This window comes from Stenotrophomonas sp. CASM110, from assembly GCF_049384345.1.
In the GTDB taxonomy this organism is placed as follows: domain Bacteria; phylum Pseudomonadota; class Gammaproteobacteria; order Xanthomonadales; family Xanthomonadaceae; genus Stenotrophomonas; species Stenotrophomonas muris.
The window spans coordinates 91,125-117,944 of record NZ_JBMRGI010000005.1 but is presented as its reverse complement, the minus strand read 5'-3'; the positions used below and the strand labels follow the sequence as shown (position 1 = coordinate 117,944).

The following is a 26,820-nucleotide window of genomic DNA, read 5'->3' as shown; positions in this document are numbered from 1 at the left end:
ATGTCGCATCACAATGATGTACCGGCTGGATCCGGTGAGTTGACGCCGGGAGCAGCCCTGTGCGTCGATCTGGACGGGACGCTGCTGCGTAGCGACCTGCTGTACGAATCACTGCTGGCCCTGCTGGCGCGCAACCCGCTGTTTGCTTTGCTGGTACCGTTCTGGCTGCTGCGCGGCAAGGCCTATGTTAAGCGCCAGCTCGCTTCCCGGGTGGCCTTGCAGGTTGAAACCCTGCCATACGATGAGCGTGTCGTGGCCATGCTGCGCGCGACACCGCAGCGTCCGCGTGTCCTGTGCACCGCCTCGGACCGGCTGTTGGTCCAGCCGATCGCCGATCATCTCGGCGTTTTTGACGAGGTCATCGCCAGCGATGGGGCCCGCAATCTGGCCGGGCACGCCAAGGCTGAAGCCCTTGTCGAGCGCTATGGGGAACGGGGGTTCGACTATCTTGGCAACCACCGCGTTGACCTGCCGGTCTGGAAGCACGCCGCAGGTGCTGTCGTCGTCAACGCCACCGGATCGCTGGCAAACCAGGCCCGCGCGCAAACCCGGTTGATCGACCACCTGCCTGGACAGCCCGGAGGGCTCCGCACCTGGATCAAGGCCCTGCGGCTGTACCAGTGGCTGAAGAACCTTCTGGTACTGGTTCCACTGCTTACCGCGCACCGTCTGTTCGAACCAGAAGCCGTAGTAAACGCGGCGCTCGCCTTCCTTGCCTTCGGCCTGTGCGCATCCGGCGTTTACCTGCTGAACGACCTGCTGGATCTGGCGCCAGACCGGCAGCATCCACGGAAGCGGAAGCGACCATTCGCGGCCGGGACCTTGCCCCTGTTTCATGGCCTGGTCGCCACCCCCTTGTTGACACTGGCCGGTTTCGCACTGGCGCTGTGGACAAGTCCTGCGTTTGCACTGGTCCTGCTGATCTACTTCATCACGACCCTGGCCTATTCGTTCACGCTCAAGCGCATCGTGATGATCGATGTCGTGGTGTTGGCGGCGCTTTACACCGTGCGGATCATCGGCGGCGCTTTTGCAATCGATTCGCCACGGTCATTCTGGCTGCTCGCGTTCTCGATGTTCATTTTCCTCAGCCTTGCCCTTCTCAAGCGCTATACCGAACTAACCGCGGCTGCAACGCAGGGAAAGCAGAAAGCCTCCGGTCGCGGATACTCCGTGGCCGATCTGCCGCTGGTGCAGTCATTCGGGACAGCTGCGGGCTACATCGGCGTTCTGGTCTTCGCCCTCTACATCAACAGCCCTGACAGCCTCAGACTGTACGCCACGCCCCAAGTGCTCTGGCTGCTCTGTCCTGTGCTGCTGTACTGGATCAGCCGTGCCTGGTTTGTCGCCCACCGGGGCGACATGCATGATGACCCCATCGTGTTCGCAGCGCGCGACCGCGTCAGCCAGGGCGTCGGCCTCGCCGGGCTGATCATCGTAATGGCGGCGACACGCCACTGGTAATGCCTCCTCATCATTCCAAAGTTGATCGCATGTATCTCAAATTCATCCCACTCATTCTGTTCTCCGTAGCCCTCAATGCGAGTGCGCAGCTTTTCCTTCGCAAAGGCATGCCAAATGTTTCGCTGGTGACCAACCAGGGCGTGCTTGAGCTCGCACAGGGCGCCATCCGCGTTGTCCTCAATCCGTGGGTCTTCAGCGGACTGTCGTGCTATGCGATCAGCATCGTGCTTTGGATGTACGTCCTCTCCAAGGTCCAGGTGAGTTTCGCTTACCCCTTCCTGAGCGTGGGATACGTGATTGTCGTTGGTGCTGCATATCTGTTCTTCCGTGAACCGGTCAGCGTAATGAAGCTGGCTGGAATCGCGCTGATCTGTGCTGGCGTCGTTCTCGTCGCGCGTGGGGGCTGAGCCGTGACCAAGCATATTGTCATTGGTGGCTCAGGCTTCACCGGATCGCATCTCGTCCGGACCCTCCTTGCACAGGGCCAGCAGGTTCAGACCGTTGACCTGCTGCCTCTGCCTGCAGAATTCTCCGGCAGGGTCGTCCATCACCAGCTGGATATTCTGGATACTGCGGCGCTGTCGCGCGTGCCATTGGATGAAGGTGATGTCGTCCACCATCTTGCGGCAAGGCAATTCCATAACGCCGTGCCGGCAAAAGAGCAGGACGCCTGGTTCGCCGAGGTCAACGTTACCGGTACAGCCAATGTACTGAAGTGGATGCGTAAACTGCGCCAGCCACGCTTGATCTATACCAGCACGGACATGGTGTACGGGCTGCCGGAATCGCTGCCTGTACCTCCAACGCACCGACGCAACCCGTTGGGGCCGTATGGACGCAGCAAAGCGGCGTCGGAACAACTGTGCGAACAAGCACGAACCGAGGGCTACCTGATTACCGTCCTGCGTCCACGCATGATTGTGGGCCCCGGACGCTTTGGCATCCTGATCAAGCTGTTCCGGCTGATGGACCTTGGCCTTCCCGTGCCAACCATCGGCAGCGGTCGGAACCGCTACCAGATGATCGCCGTGGAGGATGTCGTCAGCGCAATTCTTGCTGCGGTCGAGAAGGGATTCCCCGCCGTCGCACTGAGCTTGGGATCGGGCGATGCACCACCAGTTCGCCAGTTGCTGCGCAATACGATCAAGCGTATCGGCTCGCGCTCGATTGTAGTGCCGGTACCCGCCAAGCCGTTGAAGATGACCCTGTCGCTTCTGGAAAAGCTGGGCAAACCGCTGCTGCATCGGGAGCAGTATCAGATCGCCGACATCAACTACGTGGTCGACATTGCACCTACGCAGGAAGTTCTGGATTGGCATCCCACACGCAATGACGAGGACATGCTCGTTGCAGCGTACGCACATTACCGGAAGCAGATCTGAATGATCTGCATGGAGGGACCTGGATGGGGTCGCCTCCGTATCACTGGCCTCGCCGGAGAAAAGTCCGGCGAGGCGGGATAGAGATCAGCGCGGCAAACCACCACGATGCTGCCCCAGCAAGGAAATGGCGATGACCTCCTTGCACGGGAGCCGCTGCGATCTACGTCGGGCCGGACGCACTGGCGGCGCCTGATCAGTCATCGCTATAGACGATGACCGCGCCACCCTTTGCATCCTGGAAGAGCCTCAGTCGCCCTTCACCCAGCCCGGTTTCATTCACGGCGTCACCTTCCACCGCCATCGCGCACACTTCTGCCTCGTGCGTCCGGCAATCAACAAAACTCCTGGCCCCGGTAGCCACCACCACCGAATTCATCAAGTATTCGTTGTTGAAAGTGGCAGCTGGCTCTTTGCCACCCGGCATGCGGCCGGAAACCGCCAGTACTGAATACCGGTCTGCCGGCAATGGCAATAGCGTGTGGATCTTCTCAAACAGGAAGGAGGTCGTTTCCACCTGGGTCTGGAGGAACGTACGGGCCTGTGCCTGGAATCCAATACCGCCCGCCAGCAGGAGGAGGAATACGACCGCCCGTGAGATACGATTCCCGCCTCCAAGAAGGCCGAAAAACAGCGCCAGTCCAAGTACCAGCGCGATCAGGCTGCGCGTGGTAATTACTGGTGCCAACGGAATAGAGAATGCGTGGAACGCCGCAGCGACCATTGCGAGCGTCAACAGGATCTGGATTGAACCCTTCCGGCGAACGGCGAATGGAACGAGCAGCAGCACGGTTGCCAACAGCAACCAACCATCCAGGTTCGAGGCCTTGCCAATGGAAGCTACACACTTCCCGAATGATCCAATGACGTAGCTTACGTTCTGCCATAAAGAGGGAAGATCCTTGGCCGGATGTGGCGATCGCCAGTCATCCACCTGCGGACCGAAATGCCCTGCCAGCAGCAGCAGCATCATCGACATGACCAAAGCGCCGAGTACCGCCCCTCCCACCCAGCTGAGCGTGTGTTGCAACCACAACCTCCATCGATCTCGAGCACTCCGCTGTTCGGACGCGAATTCGCCGATGAACAGGAGCGGGACCAGGAAGTAGTAGCTCTGCATCGTCCCGAACAGAAGGATCCCGAGCGCCGCATAGACCGCAACCGGTGCTATCGCCACTCGCCGCGTGACCACCTCGGCCAGGATCAGGACTGCAACTGCCGAGAACGCAGTGGCCGGCCACATGCTTTGTTCCACGACTGGCGGAGAGATCGAAACGACGGCCGAAATGATCAGTGCCAGTGCAACCGACAGGCCTGCGCGGCGCGCAATGCGATAGACCAGCAAAAGATGTGCGGCGATATACGCGGCGAACCAAGCCGACGCGTCAATACTGACAAGCACATCCTTGAAGATGTAGTTCAGCCACCGGCCATCCTGCAACAGCTTCAGCTGGAAATAGTGGTTGTAGTGAACTTCATCGTGACCGAACACATGCAGATTCGATAGTTGGCTATAAGCGGATGCCACGAGCAGCATGGACAGAAGCGCAGCCACCATCTTGAATCCGCCATGGCTCGGGGCATCAGTGCACATCGAGTGCAGCTGCGACCGCGCCCGCCCAGCCAAGTTACTCCAATCCATATCTTCCCCTAACTCCAGATTCGCCCAACTGAATTTGACCGGCCTAGCATCATCCAGGCCGAGGTACCGATGGCCGTGAACGGGCCCAATCGGCTCTTTGACTGCCCTGAAGACGTCGTATCCCGTGCGGAATGCTACTCGACTGGATGATGGCCAAGCCAATCCTTTGTGAGCCAACGGCATGGTTGGGCAGGCCCGCGCGGCTACCTGCAGCCGATCCAGCGAGCGATAGGGCACATTGCCCCATGGACAGTCTCGTGCATCACAGGACTTCACTCCCGATCAGGAATGCAGCAGCAGGTGCCTGAGCCTTTGCACGAATTGACGATGGTCATAGTGTTCCGCCAGGAACAGGCGCGCCTTGGTAGACGCGGCTGACCAAGCCTGGTCGTCTTGATCCAGCGCCTGGATGGCAGCAGCAAACTTCGACGGGTCATCGGTAGTCGGCAGTATATCCTCGACTCCAGCCAGGCCCTGCGCGGCCGCACCGGTCAAGATGATTGGAACACCCTGCCCTATTGCCTCGATCACCTTCCCCTTGACCCCGCCGCCGAAACGCAACGGCGCGATGACCAGGCGCGTAGACGCGTAACAGCGCTCCAATGCAGCATCATCGATGCGACCGAGAATACGCACCGTGTCAGAGGCATGCTGGGGCACACGGTAGTTCTCCATACCGGAGCCCACCACGGTGAGGACCGGCGCCTGTCCCCCCCGCTGAAGCAAGGGCAGCACCTTGTGCAGAAACCAGTCCAGACCATCTGCGTTTGGTGCATGCGCCATGCTGCCAACGAACAGCAATCCCGATCTTTTGCCCGGGCCGGGCGTGTGCTGCATGGATCCTGCATCCACGGTCCACAGCGGAAACATCTCGCCGTTCCCGGCCAAGCCGCGATCAGCAAGGTAACGGTTCACTGTTTCAGCCTCATCTTTAGAGGGATACAGAACTACGTCGGCATTTCTCCACGCTCGCTGTTCCACCACTCTCATCAACAGACACTGCCAATGATCGGCAAGGGTGGCCTTGGACGTAGCACGCATCAACTGCAACCGCAGATAGTGGATGTCGTGCCCGTAATAGAGATGAGTACCGGCAATCGCCGCGCGCAGGACCGGTAGATACATAGCCGCGATCAGTGGGCGGCTTGACACCGACCCGATGAAACTTCCTCCGAACGTCGCCAACCATCCGTCCAGTGCCCCCGTTTCCCGTCGACTCAATGGGGTGATGCCTCTCCCTTCAAGGGCAGCTCTCCCAGCTGCGGAGGGCTCAATCGTTGCCGACCAGAAGACGACCTCCATGCCGGCATCGACCAACAGGTCAGCGAAGCATGAGATCGCGCGCGATCCCGCATCACGGTCAATCTCGGGAAAATCATGGTCCACGAGGAGCACCCGCGGGCGTTCCGTCGACGGAACCTCCGCGGGTGTTCCTGTGGACCGTGACATCGACCAGCGACTGTACAACCCAGGGCCGAACATCAGCATGGCTTCCAGCAGCCGTCGCTTGACCTTGCCCCACCCCATTGCCGTCTCTGCCTCGCTCAATGCCAGGACTTGAGGTCCACGAAGAACTCCGGATACCCCTTCCACTTGTCGCGGAAGTAGGCTGCGTTGCGGTTGAACAGCTGCTTGTAGCGCTCGCTGCCCTCGCTGGCGCCGGTAGTCTGGTGCGGCTGGTGACGGACACCGGCCAGGTCACGGAACGCCACCGAATAACCAGCCTTCTTCACCTGGAAGCAGATGTCCGTGTCTTCGAAGCACGTAGGGTCGTAGAACACATCGAAGCCTTCCAGACGCTCGAACAGGTCACGGGCAATGAACATGCAGCTGGTCCCCAGGAAACCCACGTCATCGCGGTATCCCTTGATGCGGGCCTCGTTGTTCATGCCGCGATTGGGAAGGTAGTCGGAGATGGGTCCACCCAGGTCATCACGCGTGGCGTCGAACCATCCTGCATTCCAGCCGATGGTGCCGACACCGGGGTTGGCCGCCAGGATGTTCACGGCTTCACTGAAGCAGGACGGAGAGGTCAACCACTGGTCGGAGTCGAAGAACGCAATATAACGGCCGGTGGAATGCTTGACGCCCAGGTTGCGACCCGAGGAGCATCCATTCTCACTGTTGCGCACAAGCTTCACCTTGGCATGCCCTGCGTACAGCGATTCAACCAGTTCGGCGCCGCCATCGCTGGACTGGTTATCGACAACCACGATTTCCTGCAGCCATTCCCCGGCGTGCTCCAGCAACGTGCTCACGCAGCGCTCAATGATGCGGCGGTTGTTGTGGATCAGCACAACCACGCTTACCGACAGCGGATACTCCGGTTGCATCAACTGCTCGACATGGCCCAGCCAGGCGTGGCGGGCGATGAATGCGTAGTCTTCCGACGCAGTGGCGCCGGCCAGCTGTGCGGAAAGCTGCACGGCATCCACCCGATGCAGGTTGGGCGACGGTGCGAATGACGGCAGCGCATCGACAAACACCGGCTTCTCCAGCAGCAGCGCCGCCATTGACAGGTCGGCAAGGCGCGTGCGGTCCCCGGCCCCGCCGACGATGACAACCGCATGCGCGCCGGCGATCAGCGGAGCCATCTGCTGCGGCTGCCACGACCAATCGAGGGCACGTACCTGGCGGCTGTCGCGGCCATCCACGTTCATTCCCGTGACATGGAAAACGAGATCGGGGGACGCCTTCAGCGCGGCATCAAGCCAGGCGTCGCCGTCTCCGCCGAGGACAACGAACAGGACATGTTGTCGCCCGTCCTCATATGCCTGCGGCAGCCCATGACTGCGGTAGGAGTCGAAGATTTCATTGTCTCCAGCCGCGCCCAGGAAGCGCGACGGCAGGCCATCGACCTTCTGCTCCGGGGTTCCGGTGACAACGCGATCAGTAAGGACGCGCAGTTCCGCGGAGAGAGAATCCGCACCGAGTGCAGCGAGGTCGACGATCACTTCGGCACCGCGTTCACGTGCCGACCGGGCCAGGCCCAGCGCCTCCGGCGATGCATCGGCAAGCAGAACGCGAGTACCCTCGGCACGCACTTCCTGCAGCCAGGCGTGCGCATCGACAGCGAGACGCGCCGGCAGGCCGCTGCCATCGTCCGGCCAGGCACTTCCATCCACCGCAGTGATGCGCACGAAGAAGCCGGCACGATCGCCCGCCTTCGCGAAGTGCATCGCCCGGTTGGGCCAGCCGTCGGTGGTCAACGTGTTGGCTATCACCAGCAGGCGTTCGCGGCGAACCGGTCGCACCATCGGCGGTGGCGGTTCCGCCATCTGTTGCGTGGCAGCGGTCTGAGGAACACCCAGCGTCTTCATGCGTCGCGGGATCTGTTGCAGTGCGACCTTCAACCCGTGCCGCCTCCAGACCGAAGCCAACTTGAAGGGGGCGGCCAGCAGGCGCACCAGGTCGCGGCGAAGCAACTGCAGGAACCTACGCAGGCGACGCCAGAGATTCAGCGCATCTGCGGTCTCCTGACGGCTGCGCGCCAGCTCGGCCTGCACCTGTTCGATTTGCTGCTGCAGGATCGCAATGTAGACCTCCTTGTCATCAATATAGGCCTGCTTGCCTGCCAACTGCTGCTGGATCTGCTGCAGCATCTGCGCACTTTCCTCCTTGACCTGCTGCAGTGCCTGCGCACTTTCCTCCTTGATCTGCTCCAGTGCCTGCGCACTTTCCTGCCTGATCTGCTGCAATGCCTGCGCATTCTCCTGCAGCTGGCCTTGAGCCGCATCCAGGCGGACCATGTCTTCATTCATCTTCTTTTGCTTCTCGACAAGTTGCTGCGTCAGGTTTGTGTTCTGCGTCGTCTGCTCGGCAAGCTGATGGTCCCGGAACAGCAGTAGATCGTGGGCGCGTTGGCTCTGCTGCCGGGTCTGTTCAAGCTCGACCAGTGCCTGTTGCAACCACAGTGACAACCAGTCTGTGGAGGTTGCGTCGAAGCGAAGGGGCACCGGCGGCAGGGAGGAGCAGCCGTCGAGCAGCTGCAGGTGCGCGCTGGCGGACACTTCCAGGCTGTCCACCACCTGCGGATCCGGCCGCCAGGCTTCGGTGACCAGCGATTCGATCGCCTGCACGAAGCGCTCCGGGCCATCGTCGGTCGACAGCCTCAGAATCGACGGCATTCCGGCCATCGCATGGGCATGCGACAGCTTGTCGTCGTACTCAAGGCCTGCGGTGGGCTTCCCCGCCAGCAGGGCAAGGATACTGGCATGCAGGCGCATGGACAGCACCGCGTCAGCGCTGGCGATTGTCTGCCAGGTCGCATCCGTTGTTGCCGGTGCGATCAGTTCATCATTGCTGCGCCCGGGTAGCTGCTGGCGCAGCGATTCGATCAAGGGCAGGTCGGACGTCGCGCCACTGCCTTCGGTATGGGCCTGGAACGCCACCCATTGGATCCGCCATCCTGCAGGAACTGCGGTGCGCAACGCCTCCACCAGGGACGTTTTCCACTGCCCCTTGTCCCATTCACGCACCACCACCGCCAGTACCTTGTTCTGCGGCTGGCCTGCATCGTGCGCGGCCTGTTGCGCCGGCAATGGGTGATAGCGGCGGAACAACCATCCCGGATCGGCGGCAACGAGGATATCCCGATCCACGCCGATCTGGCGCAGCAGTGCCTTGGATGATTCATCCCGCACGGATACGGCGGCCGCATGCTGGAACAACTCGCGCACCAGGGTGCGTGCGCCCTCTGAACTCAGCGGCCCAACCCCCTGCCCCCATACGATTGTCGGCACTCCCAGTTGCCGCGCGAGCAGCATCGGCCGTGCATAGCCGGAAATGTCGTTCGCATAAGGGAGGTACACCGCATCGAGGTTGAAGGGATGATGGTCCTGGAAGATGCCGCCGCCCCCCATCACCAGTACGTCGCAATGCATCAATGCACGAGCGATGTCCCCGACATTGGCAAACTGCACGGCATCCACACCATGCATGCGGCGGGTCAACGAGGGATCGATGCTGGCAACCACCGGCTCGCCGCCCAGTTCGCGGATGCGACGGACCAGCAGGTCCAGCAGCACCTCGTCGCCCACGTTGGGTGCCCCATAGAAACCCACGACCAGGGCCCTGAATACTGGCTTGGAGTGCGTCATCATGCAGTTCTCACTGGTGCGGTGAAGCGAGGGGCGGGAGCAAGCCAGCCATGACCGGAATGGGGCTGAGGCAATACATCCACATGGCCCGCGTAGGGCACGCGTGAGTGACGGTGGTACTCGCCCGTGTCGAGGTCACCGATGCCCAGTGCCAGCACATAGCGGTTGCCGGTGACATTCAACGTCAACTGCCAGTCGAAAACATAATCGCCCGGTTCCGTCGGCAGCGGCGAAAGGCTCATGTTCTGGGTGGTGCCAGCCCACAGGGCGATGTCATCCACGCTCTTCAACTGAATTCCATAGCAGGGCTGCTCGATACGCCGGCGTACATGGATGGCGACCTTCACCAGTACTTGTTCGCCATGGCCGAACGTCGTCCTTGGCTGCCCCTGCAGGTCGAGAATCTCCACGCCGGTGATTTCGCTTGCCGGCAATGCCGCAGCGTCTGCAGGCAGGCCATCGTCCTGCAAGCTGGCAAGGGCCTCGTCCGCATAGATCACGGCTCCGCCTTCTTCGTCCACCAGGTCGTCGGCATACTTCTTGACAACCTCGCGGCACGGTCCGTCCAGCACGACCCGTCCGCGACGCAGGTAGATGCCCCGGTCGCAGTATTCCAGCAGGGTATTGGTGGAGTGGGTAACCAGGATGATGCTGACGCCTTCAGACTGCATCTTGCGAATGCGGGTAAGGCACTTGGTCTGGAAGGCGGTGTCGCCCACTGCCAACGCTTCATCCACAACCAGGATATCGGGTGACACGTGGATCGCCACGGCGAACGCGAGCCGTACGAACATGCCCGAAGAGTAGGTCTTGACAGGCTGGTCGATGAATTCACCGATATCGGCGAATTTTTCAATTTCAGGCATGAGGCGGGTCATGTCCGCCGAACCCAGGCCGATGATGGCACCTGCCAGGTAGACGTTGTCGCGCCCGCTGAATTCCGGGTTGAAACCAGCGCCCAGTTCCAGCAGCGCCGATACCCGCCCGTTGACGGTCACGCTGCCGGTATTGGCCTGCAACGTACCGACCAGGATCTGCAGCAGCGTCGACTTGCCGCTGCCATTGCGGCCGATGATTCCAACAGTTTCGCCCGGCGCGATGTCGAAGTTGATGTCGTCCAACGCATGGAACACGCGCGCCGGCTGCGGCTGCATGCCCACCAGGCGCCGGAGCCGGTTTGCTGCCGGCTGCAACAGGCGCTGCGCCGGACGGTCGAAAATGCGGAAGACCTTGCCGACACCACGTACCGAAACCACCGGCGCAGCCGTCAACGGCGTATCTACTGCCTGCATCACATCACCCCCGCATGCCGATAGGCGGCTCGCTTGGCGTCCAGGCTTGCCTGCTGTGAATACTCGCGCGCCATGAGATCCTGCCCTGCCGCCGACAGAGCTGCCAGTCGCGCTCGGTCCTGCGCGCATTCCAGCAATGTACGGGCAAACCCTTCTGCGTCATCACGCACCAGGATGTCCACGCCGTCGGTCGCGCCGATGCCCTCGCACCCCTTGCTGGTGCTGAGTACCGGGATACCGGCAGACATCGCCTCGACGATCTTGACGCGGATGCCGCCGCCGGACAGCAGTGGCACCATCAGCAGATGCGCTTTGTCCAGCAGCGATTGCAGGTCGTCGACGAAGCCATGCACGAGAACGTTGCGGCCGTCATGCAATGCCTGCAGCGCCTCCGGAGGATTGCCGCCGCAGAAGTGCAGAACAATCTTCCGCTCCTGCAACTGGCCTGCCAGCAGCGGATGGATCTTCTCAGCAAACCAGGTCACCGCCTCCGCATTCGGGTACCAGCCAAAGCCTCCCATCCACAGTACGTGGAAGACATCATCCGGCTTGTCTTCAAAACGCGTGGTACCCAACGGAAAGTGCAGCGGCATGAGGTAGCGCGGGACCTTGTCGGTAACCCGCGACATGTCATGGCGAGAGATGAAGGTCATCGCCGAGAACCCGAAGGCATTGTCGATCTCGACAGCCTTCGCGGCTCGCCGGCTTCGGTTGGCAACCCATTCCATGAAACGCAGCTTCCATCCGGTCAGGCCTGCCGGCATCCAGAACGGAAAAATGTCAGCTTCGATGTTGTGGCTCAGCAGGATGCCCGGCACCTGTGGCAAGAATCGACGGAAGAACGCCAGATGGGTCGAGTTGACCTCGATCGCATCGATGCCCTGTTCCCGGACGATGCGACGTGCAGCCGCAACGGCACTGCGGCTGTAGTAGCTGGCATCGATGAAAGGCAGACCCTGCAGTGCCTGCCGCGCCATCGACAGGGCTCGCTGCACCTTGGGCAGCTCGAACGGCATCTTCGGACGAGGCTCGAGATGGACCGACCGGAACACTTTGTCGTAGAGCGCGCGATGCTGCTCGACTTTGCGTCGGTCGGCGTCGCCGCCGACGTAGCAGAACAGGTGGTAGTCGATCTCCTCGGCGAACGGCAGAACTGCGTTCACCGCATAGATGTCGCCCCCCGTCACCGCCGGCAGCGAAGGCGCCAGCATGAACACGAGGACTTGTTTCTTAACCTGCGGTTTCATCGAAGATATCCGAATCAAAATACGGTGAGAACCTGGTGAGGTACTGGATATCCCGGTTGCGTTCACCGATCTTTCGGGCGGGTACGCCACCCACCACCTCATACGGTGCCACGTCGCGTGCCACGACCGCACCCGCCGCAACCACGGCACCTTCGCCGATGGTCACGCCCGGCAACAAGGTGGCGCGGGCACCGATCCAGGCATGGTCCTGGATGGTGACCACGCCGCCAATCGCGGGAAAGGTCGGTGCGTTGTGGTCATGGTGCAGGCTGAGGATGCAGGTCTGGAAGGAAACATTGACGTTGTTTCCAACAACCACGCCTACCCGGCCATCCAGATACACCTCCCGGTTGATCACGCAGTTGTCACCGATGCTGACGTGCGCGCGCACCGGATAACCAGTGACGAACCAGCGCATGCTGACGTGCGTGTCCTTGCCGATCGCCACCTTGAGCACGCGGGTCAGATAGAACCGGCGAACACATTCGATCGGAAAGCGGGCAACGACATTGTTGCCGAGGTAGTACTTCAGCCCCATAAGCACATAGAAGAAACGCTGGCGAAGAAGCCATTGCTTCAGGCGACTCATCGTGCAAGCTCCTTCTTAAAGGACATCAGCGAATCCACACTTGGTGCGACGGAACCAGACCATTCCCAGCAGGCAGACCACAGACGCGGCAGCAAACTGCCCCGCCAGCTGCCACCAGTCCGGCAGCTGACCGAACACCGCGACGGCACGGGCCTGCTCGATGATCGTCGTAAGCGGATTGGCCAGGAAGAGCGGGCGGATGTACTCGGGAATCTTGGTGACCGGGAAGAACACTGGCGAAATGAACAGCAGGATCTGCGAGAAAACACCCACCACCTGGTTGACGTCCCTCAGGTAAACGCCCACAGACGCCAGTATCCAGCTGATGCCCAGCGCATACAGCACCAGGGGGACCATCACTACCAGAATCAACGGAAAAGTGACCGGAACACCGTTCCCGACGAACACCAGTGCAAGCGCCAGAACGCTCAGACTGATGAACCAATGGAACAGCGCCGATGAACAGGAAACGATCGGCAGAATGCCGATCGGGAACACGACCTTCTTGACGTAGTTGACGTTTCCCGTGATCAATCCCGGCGCGCGGTTGATGCATTCGGCGATGAATCCATGGAGGATCAGGCCGACGAACAACAGGATCGCAAAATCCGCCTGACGCTGTGGCTGATCGCCCCAGCGAACTTTCAGGATCACCGAGAAGAACAACGTGTATACGCTGAGCATCAACAGCGGATTGACGAAGGACCAGAACAAGCCGAGCACTGAGCCCTTGTAGCGGCCACTGACTTCACGCCGGGTGAGCTGGAAGATGAGACCAGCCAGATTCGAGGCACTCATGCGTCAGACACCATGGACAATCCGACGGTCACTGAAGTGCCCTCTCCAGATCCACCTGCAGATCCCCCAGCTCCTCCACGCCCACGCTCAGCCGCACCAGCGCATCGCTGATGCCCAGCTGTTCGCGGCGCGCGACCGGAATCGAGGCATGGGTCATCACCGCCGGATGGTTGACCAGGCTTTCAACACCGCCCAGCGACTCGGCCAGGGTGAACAGTTCGGTCTTCTCGCAGAAGCGCTTGGCCGCCTCGAACCCGCCCTTGAGCACGATCGAGACGATGCCGCCGTAGCCGGCCATCTGCTTGCCGGCCAGTTCATGCTGCGGGTGCGAGGCCAGGCCCGGGTAGATCACCTTCTCCACCGCCGGGTGCTTTTCCAGCCATTGGGCCAGCGCCAGCGCGTTGGCGCAGTGTGCCTTCATGCGCAGCGGCAGGGTCTTCAGGCCGCGCAGGGCCAGGAAGCTGTCGAAGGGGCCCTGCACGCCCCCCACCGAGTTCTGCAGGAAGGCCATCTGCTCGGCCAGTTCGGCGTTGTCGCCGACCACGACCATGCCACCGACCATGTCCGAGTGGCCATTGAGATACTTGGTGGCCGAATGCAGGACCAGGTCCGCACCCAGTTCCAGCGGACGCTGCAGCATCGGCGAGGCGAAGGTGTTGTCGACCACTACGATCAGGCCATGGCGCTTGGCGATGGCGGCGACCGCGGCGATGTCGACGATCTTCAGCATCGGGTTGGTCGGGGTCTCGATCCAGACCATCTTCGTCTTCGACGTGATGGAGGCTTCGAATGCCGCCAGATCGGTGAGGTCGACGAAGCTGAAGTCCAGCCCGGCGGTGCGGCGACGCACGCGCTCGAACAGGCGGAAGCTGCCGCCGTAGATGTCGTCCATCGCCACCACGTGGCTGCCAGCGTCGAGCAGCTCGATCACGGTCGAGCTGGCCGCCATGCCCGAAGCGAAGGCAAAGCCGCGGGTACCGCCTTCCAGCGAGGCCACGCAACGCTCATAGGCGAACCGGGTCGGGTTGTGGGTACGCGAGTACTCGAAGCCCTGATGCTCGCCCGGGCTGGACTGGGCATAGGTCGAAGTGGCGTAGATCGGCGGCATCACCGCGCCGGTGCTGGGGTCGGGCGACTGGCCGCCGTGGATGGCCAGCGTGGCCAGGGCCAGCGCGCGGTCCGGGGAAGAAGCGTTGGACATGTCGTTTCCTGATTGGCGCCGATGACCGGCGCCGTCGAAGGAGCGGGAGTCTATCAGCGCGGCCTTAACGAGCTTTGACGCGGATAAACCGGGATTCAGCAGCGATCTGCGGCGATAAACGCCTTACTGAACGCGCCGACGCAGATAATTCAGCAGGTCGATGCGGGTGATCAGGCCGAGGAAGGCGTCGCCGTCCATCACGATCGCCACCTGGCCGCGGTCGAACACCGGCAGCAGGGCCTCGATCGGCGACTTCACGTCCAGCCGGTCCAGCTTGCTGACCATCGCGGTGGCCACGGTGTCGCGGAAGCGCGCCTCGTCGCCATAGACATGCAGCAGCACGTCGCTTTCGTCGACGATGCCGACCAGCTTCTCGCCGTCCATCACCGGCAGCTGCGAGACGTCGTACAGCTTCATGCGCTGGTAGGCGGTGGTCAGCAGGTCGTTCGGGCCGATCACCACGGTGTCGCGCTGGCCGTACGGGCGCAGGATCAGGTCGCGCAGGTCGCCGTGCTGCGGGCGCTGCAGGAAGCCGTTGTCCAGCATCCAGTAGTCGTTGTACATCTTCGACAGGTACTTGTTGCCGGTATCGCAGACCAGCACCAGCACCCTCTTCGGCGTGGTCTGCTCCTTGCAGTACTTCAGCGCCGCCGCCAGCAGGGTGCCGGTGGACGAACCGCCCAGGATGCCTTCCTTGCCCAGCAGTTCGCGCGCGGTGTGGAAGCTCTCGGCATCGCTGATCGCATAAGCCTTCTTGACGCGGCTGAAGTCGGAGATCGAGGGCAGGAAGTCCTCGCCGATGCCTTCCACCAGCCAGCTGCCCGACTTGTCGTTGAGCACGCCGTCGTTGATGTATTCGGCCAGGATCGAGCCGACCGGATCGGCCAGCACCAGCTCGGTCTTCGGCGACAGCTTGGCGAACGCGCGCGACAGGCCGGTCATGGTGCCGGAGCTGCCGCAGCCGAACACGATGGCGTCGAGGTCACCGCCCATCTGCTCGAGGATTTCCGGGCCGGTGCCGAACTCATGCGCGGCCGGGTTGTCCGGGTTGCCGAACTGGTTGATGAAGTAGGCGCCCGGGGTCTGCTCGGCGATGGTCTTGGCCAGGTCCTGGTAGTACTCCGGATGGCCCTTGGCGACGTCTGAACGGGTCAGGCGCACTTCAGCGCCCATCGCCTTCAGGTTGAAGATCTTCTCGCGGCTCATCTTGTCGGGAACGACGAGGATCAGCTTGTAGCCCTTCTGCTGTGCCACCAGCGCCAGGCCCAGGCCGGTGTTGCCGGCGGTACCTTCAACCAGGGTCGCGCCCGGCTTCAGGTCACCACGCTGCTCCGCCGCCTCGATCATCGACAGGCCGATGCGATCCTTGATCGATCCGCCCGGGTTGGCGCTCTCCAGCTTCAGGTAGAGCTCGCAGACGCCGGTGTCCAGGCGCTGGGCCTTGACGATCGGGGTCTGGCCGATGAGTTCGAGGACGGAAGAATGGATGGGCATTCGGAGGACTTTCGATTCGCGCCACGCAGGGCCGGACCGATGATTATCCGACGGATGGCGCTGAATGTCAGGTCGGCGCGGAGATGCCGCCCGCCGGCCCCGTAAAGGGATGCGGGCGGCCCCGGATCGACGAGGAGACCGGTACCGCCCGCATCGGTGAGTGGTGCCTGGAGACCAAGGCACCACCGCCTGTGGTGCCTTGGCGCGGCCGCCTCATCGGCGGTGCCGCGATGCCGGGGCAGAAGCGCCCGGCGGGGCCATCGATGGCCGGGTCACGCCGTTCCGGGCGCGACGGGGTGCGTCAAAGCGTGGGGGACGTCGTTGGGAGCGGTGTTTCGTACATTCGCAGAAGGCGTTGCTTGGCCAGCAGCTTCTCACGCTTCATGCGACCCAGGGTGACATCATCGATCGGGAGTACACCCAACTCCGCGTCCATGCACTTCTTGTTCAACTTGCGGTGCTGGTCATGGAGTGCCCTGAACTCCGGATCACGCGCGCGACGGGCGTCGATCTCGCTCTGGGGCTGATCTTCAAACATGATGGACCTCCTTCGACAGATACACGAACGCCCCGGCCGCAAGGCACGGGGCGTTGTTCATGGAGGAGTGCCGGTCGATGGCCACCTGGACGCCTGCAACGACCTGCGGCACTGGCCTGCGCACGTCGATCTGCTGCGGTTCGCGCCCTGCTTGCATCGGCCCGGCCCTCCCATCGTCCGGTCCGCGGCATTGCGTCCCGGACGATTGACCCTACGCCTGCTCAGGGCGGGGTACAAGACCCCTGCGACAAAAAGACCGAACCCCGCCGGGGCGGGGTTCAGGCTGAATGCTCATTGCAACGAAAAACAAACAATATCAATGCATTACGGCGCGATGATGACCTCGGCCGAACGGGCCCGGGTGGAGGCTGCCTTCTTGCCGCTGACCTGGATCCGGTTGCTGGCGACACCACCCGCGACCAGGGCGTCGCGCAGCGCTTCGGCACGCTTCTGGCCCACGCCGTTGGCACTGTCGTAGGCCTCGATGCGCAGGCGGCCCTTCTTGCCGATGTTCAGGTACTCGGCGAGCGCCTTGGCCTGGTTGCGGGCGCCGCCAGACAGGCTGGACGCACCTGCAGCGAACGCGTCGCCCCCGAAGGTGAAGACCTCACCGCGCGCATCGAACTTCGAACCCGGCAGCTTCTGGCCCGACACCAGCTCGGCCTCCTCGCGGGCCAGCTTGGCGGCGTTCTGCTGGGCGGCGCTGAGGCGCTGCTGCTGCTTGCCGGCCACGCTGGTCAGGGCGTTTTCGGCGTCCTGGCGGGCCAGGGTTTCGGCCTCGGCGGCCTGGCGCAGGCGTTCGGCTTCCTCGGCCTGCATCTGCGCCTGCATGCGCAGCTGTTCGGCTTCCTGGCGGGCACGGGCGGCATCGCGGCGGCTGGCCTCGATCAGCAGGTCGCTGCGGGTGCGCTCCAGGCGGTCGACCTCGCGGGCGGCCAGCGCAGTGCGCACCGCGGTCTCGGCAATCTCCACCCGGCGCTCGGCCAGGTAGGTGGCCAGCTCCTGGTCACGGCGCTTGGCCTTGTCCAGGGTCGCGATGGCCTGCTGCGCCTGCATGCGCTCGAAGGCGCCCAGCTCAGCGGTATCCGGGTTGGCCTGGATGGCCATCAGGCGCTGGCTCAGCTGCGCCACCATCGGGTTGTCGGCGGCCACGGCCAGGGTCGGCAGCGCCAGCAGCGCGGCCAGGGTTGCGGCGGTCATCGGCTTCACCGGCGGTCCTCCCCGGTCGACAGCTGGCGTTGCAGCTGGTTGACCTCGTTGCGGCGCAGCTGCAGCTGCGCGCTGACGGTGGCTTCCTCGCTGCGGACGCGTGCCAGGTCGGCATCGGCGGCGGCGCGCAGGGCCATCGCCGGGGCGTTCTTCCGTTCGCGGCGGTCGCCGGCGGCGCGCTGGGCCTGCTCCAGCCCCTGCCGGGCCAGACCGATCAGGTCCGGGGCGTACTGGTCGGCGTCGGCCTGGGTGGCCTTGTCGACCGCCTGCCGGGCCTGCGCCAGTTCCAGGGCGGCGTCCTGCGCCCAGGCGGGGGCAGACAGTGCGAATGCAAACGCCATCACATACAGGCCATGGCGCATTCGTGCGAAGCTAAGTCGTTTCATTGGGGAGGCCGTACCGGTTGTCGGTTCACGGCCATTGTCGTCAAGCCGACACCGTGCTGGCAACGGGCGTCGGCCGTTTCGTTGGGGAAAATTCGCAATGGATATCGGCTACTTCCTGAAGCTGATGACCGAAAAGAACGCTTCGGACATGTTTCTGACCACCGGGGCACCGGTCTACATCAAGATCGAGGGGAAGCTCTATCCGCTGGGCAACACCGGCCTGCCGCCGGGCATGGTCAAGAAAATCGCCTACTCGCTGATGGACGAAGGCCAGGTGCCGCAGTTCGAGCGCGAGCTGGAGCTCAACATGGCCATCGCCCTGCCCGATGCCGGGCGCTTCCGCGTCAACGTGTTCAAGCAGCGGGGCGAGGTCGGCATGGTCATCCGCGCCATCCGCAGCCGTATCCCGAGCATCGAGGAGCTGAACCTGCCGCAGGTGCTGAAGGACGTCATCATGACCCCGCGCGGGCTGGTGCTGGTGGTGGGGTCCACCGGTTCCGGCAAGTCCACCTCGCTGGCGTCGATGATCGACCACCGCAACAGCACCACCACCGGTCACATCCTCACCATCGAGGATCCGATCGAGTACCTGCACAAGCACAAGATGTCGATCGTCAACCAGCGCGAGGTCGGCCTGGACACCCACGCCTTCCACAACGCGCTGAAGAACGCGATGCGTGAAGCGCCGGACGTGATCCTGATCGGCGAAATCCTGGATGCGGAAACGATGGAGGCGGCGATCGCCTTCGCCGAGACCGGGCACCTGTGCCTGGCCACCCTGCACTCCAACAACGCCGACCAGACCATCGAGCGCATCCTCAACTTCTTCCCGGAAAGCGCGCACAAGAACGTGCTGATGAACCTGGCGCTGAACCTGCGTGCGGTGATCAGCCAGCGCCTGGTGAAGAACAAGGAGGGCCGTCGCCTGCCGGCCACCGAGGTGCTGATCAATACGCCGATGATCCGCGACCTGTTGCGTCGCGGCCAGGTGCACGAGATCAAGGCGGCGATGGAAGGCTCGCTGGAAGAAGGCATGGAGAGCTTCGACCAGTGCCTGTTCCGGCTGGCCAAGGCGGGCATCATCGAGCAGGAGGAAGCGCTGCGCGCGGCCGACTCGCGCGATGGCCTGGCCCTGAAGTTCCGTTTGTCCGAAGGCAGCAGCGGCGAGCACGACCCGTACGCCGATTTCTCGGCCGGCGCACCCAGCATCACCCACGGCTTCTGACCCCACGAAAAAGGGGACGGAGGGGATTAAGTCGTAAGTGCATTTGCGACTTAATCCCCTCCGTCCCCTTTTTTCTGAAGCGTTCATGGGCGGTCTCATCCAATGAGACCCCTCATCCGTAGGTTTCCTCAATGGAAACCATCCGCAAGCTGGCCATTCTGGCCGACGCCGCCAAATACGACGCGTCCTGCGCCTCCAGCGGCTCGGGCAAACGCGATTCGCGCGCCAGTGGCCGTATCGGCAGTACCGAGGGCATGGGCATCTGCCACAGCTACACGCCCGACGGCCGCTGCGTTTCGTTGCTGAAGATCCTGCTGACCAACTTCTGCATTTACGACTGCGCCTATTGCGTGAACCGGGTCTCCAGCAACGTGGCACGCGCGCGTTTCAGCGTGGACGAGGTGGTCACGCTCACCCTGGACTTCTACAAGCGCAACTACATCGAGGGCCTGTTCCTGTCCAGCGGCATCATCCGCAATGCGGACTACACCATGGAGCAGATGGTGGAAGTGGCCCGGCAGCTGCGCGAAGAACACCGCTACGCCGGCTACATCCACCTCAAGACCATTCCCGAGGCCTCGCCGGAACTGCTGGCCAGTGCCGGGCGCTATGCGGACCGCCTGTCCATCAACGTGGAACTGCCGACCGAAGCCGGCCTGAGCGCCTTGGCACCGGAGAAGACGGTGCACTCGATCCGTGGCGCGATGGGCGAACTGCGCTGGCGCATCGAGGAAGCCAAGGAGGCTCGCAAGTCCCCCGCAGCGGTGGCGCCGACGGCCAGCCGCAGCGCTCGCCCGCGCCCTCCCCGTTTCGCACCGGCCGGGCAGAGCACCCAGATGATCGTCGGCGCGGACGGGGCAAACGACCAGCAGATCCTGGCCAGCGCCGACAGTCTGTACGGCAACTACCGCATGCGCCGGGTCTACTACTCCGCGTTCAGCCCGATTCCGGACGCCAGCCGGCAGCTGCCACTGCAGCCGCCACCGCTGCAGCGCGAACATCGCCTTTACCAGGCAGACTGGCTGCTGCGCTTCTACGGTTACGGTGTGGAGGAGATTACCGACACCACCCAGGACGGCATGCTCGACCTGGATATCGACCCCAAGATGGCCTGGGCGATCCGCCATCCCGAGCGCTTTCCGGTCGATCTGAACCGGGCACCGAAGGAAATGCTGCTGCGCGTGCCCGGCCTTGGCGTGCGCAACGTCAAGCGCGTGCTGATGGCACGCCGCCACGGGCGGCTGCGCGTGGCCGACATCGCGCGCCTGAAGGCACCGATGAGCAAGCTGCTGCCGTTCGTGCTGCTGGCCGACCATCACCCGCGCAAAGCACTGGATGATCCGGCGGCGCTGCGCGCGCAGCTGGCCCCGCCGCCGCGCCAGGGTTCGCTTTTCGATGCCCCGTCTGCGTCCTGACGCGCAGCGTTGGTCGCTGCGGGTGGATCCGCCGTGGTCGCTGCAGGCCTGGCGCGATGCTGCGCGCGAAGCGTTGCTGCGCGGCGTTGCCCCGCCGCAGCTGGACTGGCTGGAAGGGAGTGACACGTCGCTGCTGGATGCGCCGGCCGTGCAGCAGGCCCCGATGCTTGCCGATGCCGGTGCACCCAACGTTCCACGTGACTTCCTGGAGCTGGCGGCCACCTGCCTGTGCCATCGCGATCCCCAGCGCCTGGCCGTGCTGTATCGCCTGCTGTGGCGCATCGCCCATGGCGAGCGATCAGTGCTGGGCAACCCCGCCGACGCCGATGTCCTGCGCGCGACAGCCCTCGCCCAGGCCGTCCGCCGTGACACGCACAAGATGAAGGCATTCGTGCGCTTCCGCGAGGTACCTGGCCAGCCCGATGCGTTCATCGCCTGGTTCGAGCCGCAACACCACATCGTCGACCGGGTCGCGCCGTTCTTCGCGCGCCGCTTCACCGGCATGCGCTGGGCGATCCTGACCCCTTCGCGCAGCGTCGCCTGGGATGGGCAGGCGCTTGCCTTCGGCCCCGGTGCACGGCGCGAAGATGCCCCGGCCGAGGATGCACGGGAGTCGCTGTGGCAGACCTACTACGCCAGCATCTTCAATCCGGCGCGACTCAACACACGGATGATGATGCAGGAGATGCCGGCCAAGTACTGGCGCCACCTGCCTGAAGCACAGTTGCTGCCACGCCTGGTGCGCGACGCGGCCGACCGCGTGCAGGAAATGCATGACCGGCCGGCACAGGCACCGCAACGCAGGATTCCCCCGCGTGCGAACGCTGCGGCGCCGGCAGCCGATGCCAGCAGCCTGGACAATCTGCGCGGACAGGCCAGTGCCTGCCGCCAGTGCCCGCTATGGGAGCAGGCCACGCAGACCGTGTTCGGGCAGGGGCCTGCCGATGCGCGGGTGATGGTGATCGGCGAGCAGCCCGGTGATACCGAGGATCTGCGCGGGCAGCCGTTCGCAGGACCTGCCGGCCAGGTGCTGGACCGCGCACTGGCGGAACTGGGAATCGATCGCGCCCAGCTGTACCTCACCAACGCGGTGAAGCACTTCCACCATGAGCGGCGCGGCAAGGTGCGGCTGCACAAGCGGCCGGAAAGCCGCCACATCCAGGCCTGCCGCCCCTGGCTGATGGGTGAGATCGCACGCGTGCGGCCCCAGGTGATCGTGTGCCTCGGCGCGACAGCCGCAGCCTCGGTATTCGGTCGTGATTTCGACCTCGCACGCGACCGCGGACGCTGGCACACCCTCGAGGACGGCACGCGCGGCTACGCCACGGTGCACCCGGCATGGGTGTTGCGGCAGGCCGACGATGCGCGCCGCGAGGAAGCCTACCGGGTGTTCCGCGATGACCTGGCCCGTTTGCGGCAGAAAGGGGACGGAGGGGATTAAGTCGTAAGTGCATATGCGACTTAATCCCCTCCGTCCCCTTTTTTTCAGGCGGCGTCGGGCTGGTTTTCCGGGCGTGCGCGGTCGAAGGCATCCACTGCCTGGCAGGCCGCTTCGATGCGGCGCAGGGTCGGGTACGGTGCCAGGTCCAGGCCGAAGCGGTGGGCGTTGTACAGCTGCGGCAGCAGGCAGATATCGGCCAGGCCGGGACGGTCACCATGGCAGAAGGCGCCGGTGTCACGGCTGTTGACCAGCAGGGCTTCCATCGCCGCGAAGCCCTCGGCGATCCAGTGCAGGGTCCACTGCGTGCGCGCATCGGCCGGCACCTGCAGATCGCGCTCCAGGTACTGCATCACCCGCAGGTTGTTGATCGGGTGGATGTCGCAGGCCACCAGCTGGGCCAGCGCCCGCACCCGCGCGCGGCCGGCGGCGTCGGCCGGCAGCAGCGGTACCTGCGGAAAGCGCTCGTCCAGGTATTCGAGGATCGCCAGCGACTGGGTCAGCACATGCCCCTCATGCAGCAGGGTCGGCACCTGCTGCTGCGGGTTGAGCGCCCGATAGGCATCCCGGTGCTGCTCGCCACCGTCGCGCACCAGATGCACCGGCCGGGCCTCCCAGGCCAGGCCCTTCAGCTCCAGGCCGATGCGCACGCGGTAGGCGGCGCTGGATCGCCAGTAGGTGTACAGCTCGATGCCGTCGTCGACCGGGATCTCCATGGCCGCCTCCATGCTCAGGGCCTGGCCGCCTGTTCGATGCGCTGCTCGATCGCACCGAAGATGCTGTTACCGGCGGCATCGAGCATCTCGATGCGGACCACGTCGCCGAACGACATGAACGGCGTGCTCGGCTTGCCGTCGCGCAGGGTTTCGACCACGCGCTGCTCGGCGAAGCACGACGCACCCTTGCTGGTGTCCTCGTTGGCGATGGTGCCCGAGCCGACGATGGTGCCGGCGACCAGCGGACGGGTCTTGGCCGCATGCGAAACCAGCTGGGCGAAATTGAACTGCATGTCCACGCCCGCTTCCGGCGCACCGAACCACTGGCCGTTGATGTGGGTCAGCAGCGGCAGGTGCACCTTGCTGTCCTGCCACGCGGCACCCAGCTCGTCAGGGGTGACGAACACCGGCGACAGCGCCGAGCGCGGCTTGGACTGCAGGAAGCCGAAACCCTTGGCCAGCTCGCCCGGGATCAGGTTGCGCAGCGAGACATCGTTGACCAGGCCGACCAACTGGATATGACCGGCTGCCTGTTCCGGGGTCGCCGCCATCGGCACGTCGTCGGTGATCACCACGATCTCCGCTTCCAGGTCGATGCCGTAGTCCTCGCTGACCACCTTGACCGCATCGCGCGGGCCGTAGAAGCCGGCGCTGGTGGCCTGGTACATCAGCGGGTCGGTGTAGAAGCTCTCCGGCACCTCGGCGCCACGGGCACGGCGCACGCGCTCGACGTGCGGCAGGTAGGCGCTGCCATCGACGAACTCATAGGCGCGCGGCATCGGCGCGGCCAGTGCCTGCGGGTCGAGGTCGAACACGCCATCGGCATCGCCGGCATTGAGCGATTCGTACAGGGCGTTCAGGCGCGGTGCGATGTGGCTCCAGTCCTCCAGGGCCTGCTGCAGGGTGGCGGCAATGCCGGTGGCGCGCACGCCGTGGCGCAGGTCACGCGAGACGACGATCAGGGTGCCGTCGCGGCCGCCTTCCTTCAAAGAACCAAGCTTCATGGGTGGGTGTCCGGAGTCGTGGGCAAACAAGTTTCAAGTGTAATCAAATCTGCGGCGACGCCAAGCTGCAGCGCGGCATCGGCCCACCCTACCGTAGTGGGGGGTTCGGCAGGGCTTGCAGCCCTGCACCTGCTCAATGCAACAGCAACGGCAACGTCAAAAGCGGCTCTGGCTTTCTGCTGGTTGGGCGGGGCGGTGTGGGCCGGCAGGACACGCCGTAAACCCGTCCATGGGGGCTCGATGGCGCCATCCATGGCGCCAACGGTCCTGCCCACCCACACCGCCCTACCCCCGACAGTTTCCCGATGACGGATCTAACATCCCCATCATTCATCGTCGAAATCCGTCAGATATCGAAATAAATCGAATGAGATTCGACAGATCGCGAAAAACTGTCGAAGGCGGGGTGGGTCCGGTTGAGGGGGTGTGAGCGGCATGGATGCCGCGACCAAGCCCCCATGGATGGGTTTACGGCGCCCCCCTCAACCGGACCCACCCCGCCAACCCTCAGGAAGCCAGCTTTTGACGTTGACGTGGCTCTGGCCTCCGCGGGTGCAGGGCTGCAAGCCCTGCAGAGACGCCCTACCTGAACAGGCCTTTTTGCGCGAAGTCTCGAACATCGTTTAGACTTGCAGGGTCTGCAGCGGCCGTCCGTTTCCCTCCGGGATCGCCGGCGACCAGGGTCCGCCCTCTTCGCCCGCCCCCACTCCGACGCCGTTCGTCACGCATTCCAGCCTGCGCTTCGTGCCGGCTGCACCCAATTCTCGCAGCGCGGTTCACGGGAACGCTCCGAGTCAGCCGATCAGTTTGATCTGCCCCCGTCTGTCCGCTCGGACAGGCGTTTCTTGTACTTGGAGCAAACTCAATGTCTTTTGAATCGCTGGGCCTGGCGCCCTTCCTGCTGCGCGCGCTCGCCGAGCAGGGCTACGAAAACCCGACCCCGATCCAGCAGCAGGCGATCCCGCTGGCGCTGGCCGGTCGCGACCTGCTGGCCGGCGCACAGACCGGCACCGGCAAGACCGCCGCGTTCGGCCTGCCGCTGCTGCAGCACCTGGGCACCGCCTCGCAGGAGGTACGTGCCGGCCCGCGCAAGCCGCGCGCGCTGATCCTGGCCCCGACCCGCGAGCTGGCCACCCAGGTGCATGACAGCCTGCGTGGCTACAGCAAGTACCTGCGCATCCCCAGCGCCTGCATCTACGGCGGCGTCGGCATGGGCAACCAGCTGGACATCCTGCGCCGTGGCGTGGACCTGCTGGTGGCCTGCCCGGGCCGCCTGATCGACCACCTTGAGCGTCGCAGCGTCGACCTGTCCGGCATTGAAGTGCTGATCCTGGACGAAGCCGACCGCATGCTCGACATGGGCTTCCTGCCGTCGATCAAGCGCATCCTGGCCAAGCTGCCGAAGCAGAACCGCCAGACCCTGCTGTTCTCGGCCACCTTCGAGGACAACATCCGCCAGCTGGCGCTGGAGTTCATGCGCAACCCGGAACAGATCCAGGTAACGCCGAAGAACACCGTGGCCGAAACCATCACCCACCGCGTGCATCCGGTCGACGCCGGCCGCAAGCGCGACCTGCTGCTGCACCTGCTGGCGCAGGACAGCCGCGAGCAGACCCTGGTGTTCGCCCGCACCAAGCATGGCAGCGACAAGCTGGCCACGTTCCTGGAAAAGTCGGGCATCAAGACCGCGGCGATCCACGGCAACAAGAGCCAGGGCCAGCGCCTGCGTGCGCTGGGTGACTTCAAGGCCGGCCGCGTGACCGTGCTGGTGGCCACCGACATCGCCGCGCGCGGCATCGACATCAACGAGCTGCCGAAGGTGATCAACTTCGACCTGCCGATGGTGGCCGAGGACTACGTGCACCGCATCGGCCGCACCGGCCGCAACGGCGCGACCGGCCAGGCGATTTCGCTGGTGGCGCAGGATGAAGTGAAGCTGCTGCGCGCGATCGTGCGCCTGCTGGGCCGCGACATGGACATCCGCGATGTGCCGGGCTTCGAGCTGCAGACGCCGATCCGCTGGGGCAACAGTGCGCCGGGCAAGGCCGAGCACGATACCGGTGAGCGCGCGCCGCGCAAGAGCCACGCACGCCGTCCGCACGGCGATGCGCCGCGCCATGCGCATGCCGGCCCGAAGAAGGCCGGTGGTGGCCGTCGCGAGGGCGGCGGCAACGGCCAGCAGCGTGCGGGCGCGGGTCAGGGCCAGCGCCGTGGCGGTGGCGGCAATGGTGGCGGCCGTGGTCGCGGCCAGGGTGGCAACGGCGGCGGTCGCGCCGGCTGATCCCAGCTGACAGGGAGGGTGCTTCCCGCTGCGCGGGGGCTTCTTACCGAGGGACGGCGCTGACGCGCCGTCCTTTTTTGTTGCTGGCTACCGGGTGACAAAGCACGCGGTGGCAGTACCGAGGGCGGATGGACATGGGGGCAGCGCAGAACACGCTGTAAATACGTCCATGTAAGCTCGATGGCGCCATCCATGGCGCCAACGGTTCTGCGCTGCCCCCATGCCCATCCGCTTCAAGCATTGCCTGCGCCTTCTTGTCCCGCCGGGTAGCCGGGAGAAGAAAGATCAAATTCAAATTCAAATTCAAATTCAAAGGCAAAAGCCGAAGTCGCAATTCCTGGCTTTGCTTTTGCTTTTGCTTTTGTATTTGCCCTTGCTCCCGCCTTGGGGTCTGATGCGTCCG

At 63.9% G+C, this 26,820-nt stretch carries 21 protein-coding genes; 7 read left to right on the top strand and 14 right to left on the bottom strand.

Annotated elements, in window-relative coordinates:
• The first annotated feature begins 57 nt into the window (after positions 1-57).
• The 3 genes from VG561_RS05635 to VG561_RS05625 are packed head-to-tail and all read left to right on the top strand — an operon-like array spanning position 58 to position 2,846.
• Positions 58-1,464, top strand: coding sequence for a UbiA family prenyltransferase (locus VG561_RS05635; RefSeq protein WP_053494813.1), 1,407 nt, complete (start codon positions 58-60; stop codon positions 1,462-1,464).
• 29 nt (positions 1,465-1,493) lie between these two features.
• A complete protein-coding gene (locus VG561_RS05630; protein ID WP_053494798.1) occupies positions 1,494-1,871 on the top strand; it encodes an SMR family transporter in 378 nt (125 codons plus the stop codon).
• A 3-nt stretch (positions 1,872-1,874) separates the two neighbouring features.
• Positions 1,875-2,846: an NAD-dependent epimerase/dehydratase family protein gene (locus tag VG561_RS05625; protein WP_069118022.1), complete on the top strand. Its 972-nt coding sequence runs from the start codon at positions 1,875-1,877 to the stop codon at positions 2,844-2,846.
• Between the two features lie 193 nt (positions 2,847-3,039).
• Here the strand turns inward: VG561_RS05625 and VG561_RS05620 are convergent, their stop codons facing one another.
• The 12 genes from VG561_RS05620 to VG561_RS05565 form a co-directional block, all read right to left on the bottom strand.
• Positions 3,040-4,401 (bottom strand): glucosyltransferase domain-containing protein, encoded by a 1,362-nt coding sequence (locus VG561_RS05620; protein ID WP_188239221.1) that lies wholly within the window; start codon positions 4,399-4,401, stop codon positions 3,040-3,042.
• A 366-nt stretch (positions 4,402-4,767) separates the two neighbouring features.
• Positions 4,768-6,033: a glycosyltransferase gene (locus VG561_RS05615; RefSeq protein ID WP_126411698.1), complete on the bottom strand. Its 1,266-nt coding sequence runs from the start codon at positions 6,031-6,033 to the stop codon at positions 4,768-4,770.
• Positions 6,030-9,584, bottom strand: a complete 3,555-nt coding sequence (locus VG561_RS05610) for a polysaccharide pyruvyl transferase family protein (protein WP_423179443.1) — start codon at positions 9,582-9,584, stop codon at positions 6,030-6,032. The genes VG561_RS05615 and VG561_RS05610 overlap by 4 nt, the downstream gene beginning before the upstream one ends.
• Positions 9,584-10,876, bottom strand: a complete 1,293-nt coding sequence (locus tag VG561_RS05605) for an ABC transporter ATP-binding protein (RefSeq protein ID WP_142235407.1) — start codon at positions 10,874-10,876, stop codon at positions 9,584-9,586. Before VG561_RS05605 ends, VG561_RS05610 begins: the two co-directional genes overlap by 1 nt.
• Entirely contained in the window at positions 10,876-12,123 is a 1,248-nt protein-coding gene (locus VG561_RS05600) for a glycosyltransferase (protein ID WP_142235406.1), read from the bottom strand. The genes VG561_RS05605 and VG561_RS05600 overlap by 1 nt, the downstream gene beginning before the upstream one ends.
• Positions 12,107-12,712, bottom strand: coding sequence for an acyltransferase (locus tag VG561_RS05595; protein WP_069118025.1), 606 nt, complete (start codon positions 12,710-12,712; stop codon positions 12,107-12,109). Before VG561_RS05595 ends, VG561_RS05600 begins: the two co-directional genes overlap by 17 nt.
• Before the next feature lie 15 nt (positions 12,713-12,727).
• Positions 12,728-13,510, bottom strand: coding sequence for an ABC transporter permease (locus VG561_RS05590; protein ID WP_053494789.1), 783 nt, complete (start codon positions 13,508-13,510; stop codon positions 12,728-12,730).
• A gap of 28 nt (positions 13,511-13,538) precedes the next feature.
• Positions 13,539-14,711, bottom strand: a complete 1,173-nt coding sequence (locus tag VG561_RS05585; RefSeq protein ID WP_053494788.1) for a cystathionine gamma-synthase — start codon at positions 14,709-14,711, stop codon at positions 13,539-13,541.
• Positions 14,712-14,834: 123 nt separating this feature from the next.
• Positions 14,835-16,205 (bottom strand): pyridoxal-phosphate dependent enzyme, encoded by a 1,371-nt coding sequence (locus tag VG561_RS05580; protein ID WP_014645842.1) that lies wholly within the window; start codon positions 16,203-16,205, stop codon positions 14,835-14,837.
• 301 nt (positions 16,206-16,506) lie between these two features.
• A complete protein-coding gene (locus VG561_RS05575; protein ID WP_005407964.1) occupies positions 16,507-16,743 on the bottom strand; it encodes a YdcH family protein in 237 nt (78 codons plus the stop codon).
• A gap of 324 nt (positions 16,744-17,067) precedes the next feature.
• On the bottom strand, positions 17,068-17,952 hold the full coding sequence (locus VG561_RS05570) for an OmpA family protein (RefSeq protein WP_049466189.1): 885 nt from the start codon (positions 17,950-17,952) through the stop codon (positions 17,068-17,070).
• Positions 17,949-18,314: a DUF4398 domain-containing protein gene (locus tag VG561_RS05565; RefSeq protein WP_019660954.1), complete on the bottom strand. Its 366-nt coding sequence runs from the start codon at positions 18,312-18,314 to the stop codon at positions 17,949-17,951. The genes VG561_RS05570 and VG561_RS05565 overlap by 4 nt, the downstream gene beginning before the upstream one ends.
• 121 nt (positions 18,315-18,435) lie before the next feature.
• Here VG561_RS05565 and VG561_RS05560 point away from each other — a divergent pair, with 121 nt between their 5' ends.
• From VG561_RS05560 to VG561_RS05550, 3 genes are all read left to right on the top strand, one after another.
• Positions 18,436-19,563, top strand: a complete 1,128-nt coding sequence (locus tag VG561_RS05560; RefSeq protein WP_014645840.1) for a PilT/PilU family type 4a pilus ATPase — start codon at positions 18,436-18,438, stop codon at positions 19,561-19,563.
• Positions 19,564-19,694: 131 nt separating this feature from the next.
• On the top strand, positions 19,695-20,978 hold the full coding sequence (locus tag VG561_RS05555; RefSeq protein WP_423179442.1) for a putative DNA modification/repair radical SAM protein: 1,284 nt from the start codon (positions 19,695-19,697) through the stop codon (positions 20,976-20,978).
• Entirely contained in the window at positions 20,959-22,419 is a 1,461-nt protein-coding gene (locus VG561_RS05550) for a UdgX family uracil-DNA binding protein (protein WP_262092970.1), read from the top strand. The genes VG561_RS05555 and VG561_RS05550 overlap by 20 nt, the downstream gene beginning before the upstream one ends.
• Positions 22,420-22,463: 44 nt before the next feature.
• Here VG561_RS05550 and maiA read toward each other — a convergent pair whose 3' ends face one another.
• Positions 22,464-23,132: a maleylacetoacetate isomerase gene (gene maiA, locus VG561_RS05545; protein ID WP_423179441.1), complete on the bottom strand. Its 669-nt coding sequence runs from the start codon at positions 23,130-23,132 to the stop codon at positions 22,464-22,466.
• A 14-nt stretch (positions 23,133-23,146) separates the two neighbouring features.
• Positions 23,147-24,136 (bottom strand): fumarylacetoacetate hydrolase family protein, encoded by a 990-nt coding sequence (locus VG561_RS05540; RefSeq protein WP_014645836.1) that lies wholly within the window; start codon positions 24,134-24,136, stop codon positions 23,147-23,149.
• An 865-nt stretch (positions 24,137-25,001) separates the two neighbouring features.
• Between VG561_RS05540 and VG561_RS05535 the strand changes: the two genes are divergently transcribed.
• On the top strand, positions 25,002-26,417 hold the full coding sequence (locus VG561_RS05535; protein WP_046428694.1) for a DEAD/DEAH box helicase: 1,416 nt from the start codon (positions 25,002-25,004) through the stop codon (positions 26,415-26,417).
• The last annotated feature ends 403 nt before the right edge of the window (positions 26,418-26,820 follow it).

Excerpts from the sequence above, each read along its gene's own strand:
- VG561_RS05630 (WP_053494798.1), top strand. The coding sequence starts at position 1,494 with ATGTATCTCAAATTCATCCCACTCATTCTGTTCTCCGTAGCCCTCAAT.
- VG561_RS05620 (WP_188239221.1), bottom strand. The coding sequence starts at position 4,401 with ATGGTGGCTGCGCTTCTGTCCATGCTGCTCGTGGCATCCGCTTATAGC.
- VG561_RS05610 (WP_423179443.1), bottom strand. The coding sequence starts at position 9,584 with ATGACGCACTCCAAGCCAGTATTCAGGGCCCTGGTCGTGGGTTTCTAT.
- VG561_RS05605 (WP_142235407.1), bottom strand. The coding sequence starts at position 10,876 with ATGCAGGCAGTAGATACGCCGTTGACGGCTGCGCCGGTGGTTTCGGTA.
- VG561_RS05600 (WP_142235406.1), bottom strand. The coding sequence starts at position 12,123 with ATGAAACCGCAGGTTAAGAAACAAGTCCTCGTGTTCATGCTGGCGCCT.
- VG561_RS05595 (WP_069118025.1), bottom strand. The coding sequence starts at position 12,712 with ATGAGTCGCCTGAAGCAATGGCTTCTTCGCCAGCGTTTCTTCTATGTG.
- VG561_RS05590 (WP_053494789.1), bottom strand. The coding sequence starts at position 13,510 with ATGAGTGCCTCGAATCTGGCTGGTCTCATCTTCCAGCTCACCCGGCGT.
- VG561_RS05585 (WP_053494788.1), bottom strand. The coding sequence starts at position 14,711 with ATGTCCAACGCTTCTTCCCCGGACCGCGCGCTGGCCCTGGCCACGCTG.
- VG561_RS05580 (WP_014645842.1), bottom strand. The coding sequence starts at position 16,205 with ATGCCCATCCATTCTTCCGTCCTCGAACTCATCGGCCAGACCCCGATC.
- VG561_RS05575 (WP_005407964.1), bottom strand. The coding sequence starts at position 16,743 with ATGTTTGAAGATCAGCCCCAGAGCGAGATCGACGCCCGTCGCGCGCGT.
- VG561_RS05565 (WP_019660954.1), bottom strand. The coding sequence starts at position 18,314 with ATGCGCCATGGCCTGTATGTGATGGCGTTTGCATTCGCACTGTCTGCC.
- VG561_RS05560 (WP_014645840.1), top strand. The coding sequence starts at position 18,436 with ATGGATATCGGCTACTTCCTGAAGCTGATGACCGAAAAGAACGCTTCG.
- VG561_RS05555 (WP_423179442.1), top strand. The coding sequence starts at position 19,695 with ATGGAAACCATCCGCAAGCTGGCCATTCTGGCCGACGCCGCCAAATAC.
- VG561_RS05550 (WP_262092970.1), top strand. The coding sequence starts at position 20,959 with ATGCCCCGTCTGCGTCCTGACGCGCAGCGTTGGTCGCTGCGGGTGGAT.
- maiA (WP_423179441.1), bottom strand. The coding sequence starts at position 23,132 with ATGGAGATCCCGGTCGACGACGGCATCGAGCTGTACACCTACTGGCGA.
- VG561_RS05540 (WP_014645836.1), bottom strand. The coding sequence starts at position 24,136 with ATGAAGCTTGGTTCTTTGAAGGAAGGCGGCCGCGACGGCACCCTGATC.
- VG561_RS05535 (WP_046428694.1), top strand. The coding sequence starts at position 25,002 with ATGTCTTTTGAATCGCTGGGCCTGGCGCCCTTCCTGCTGCGCGCGCTC.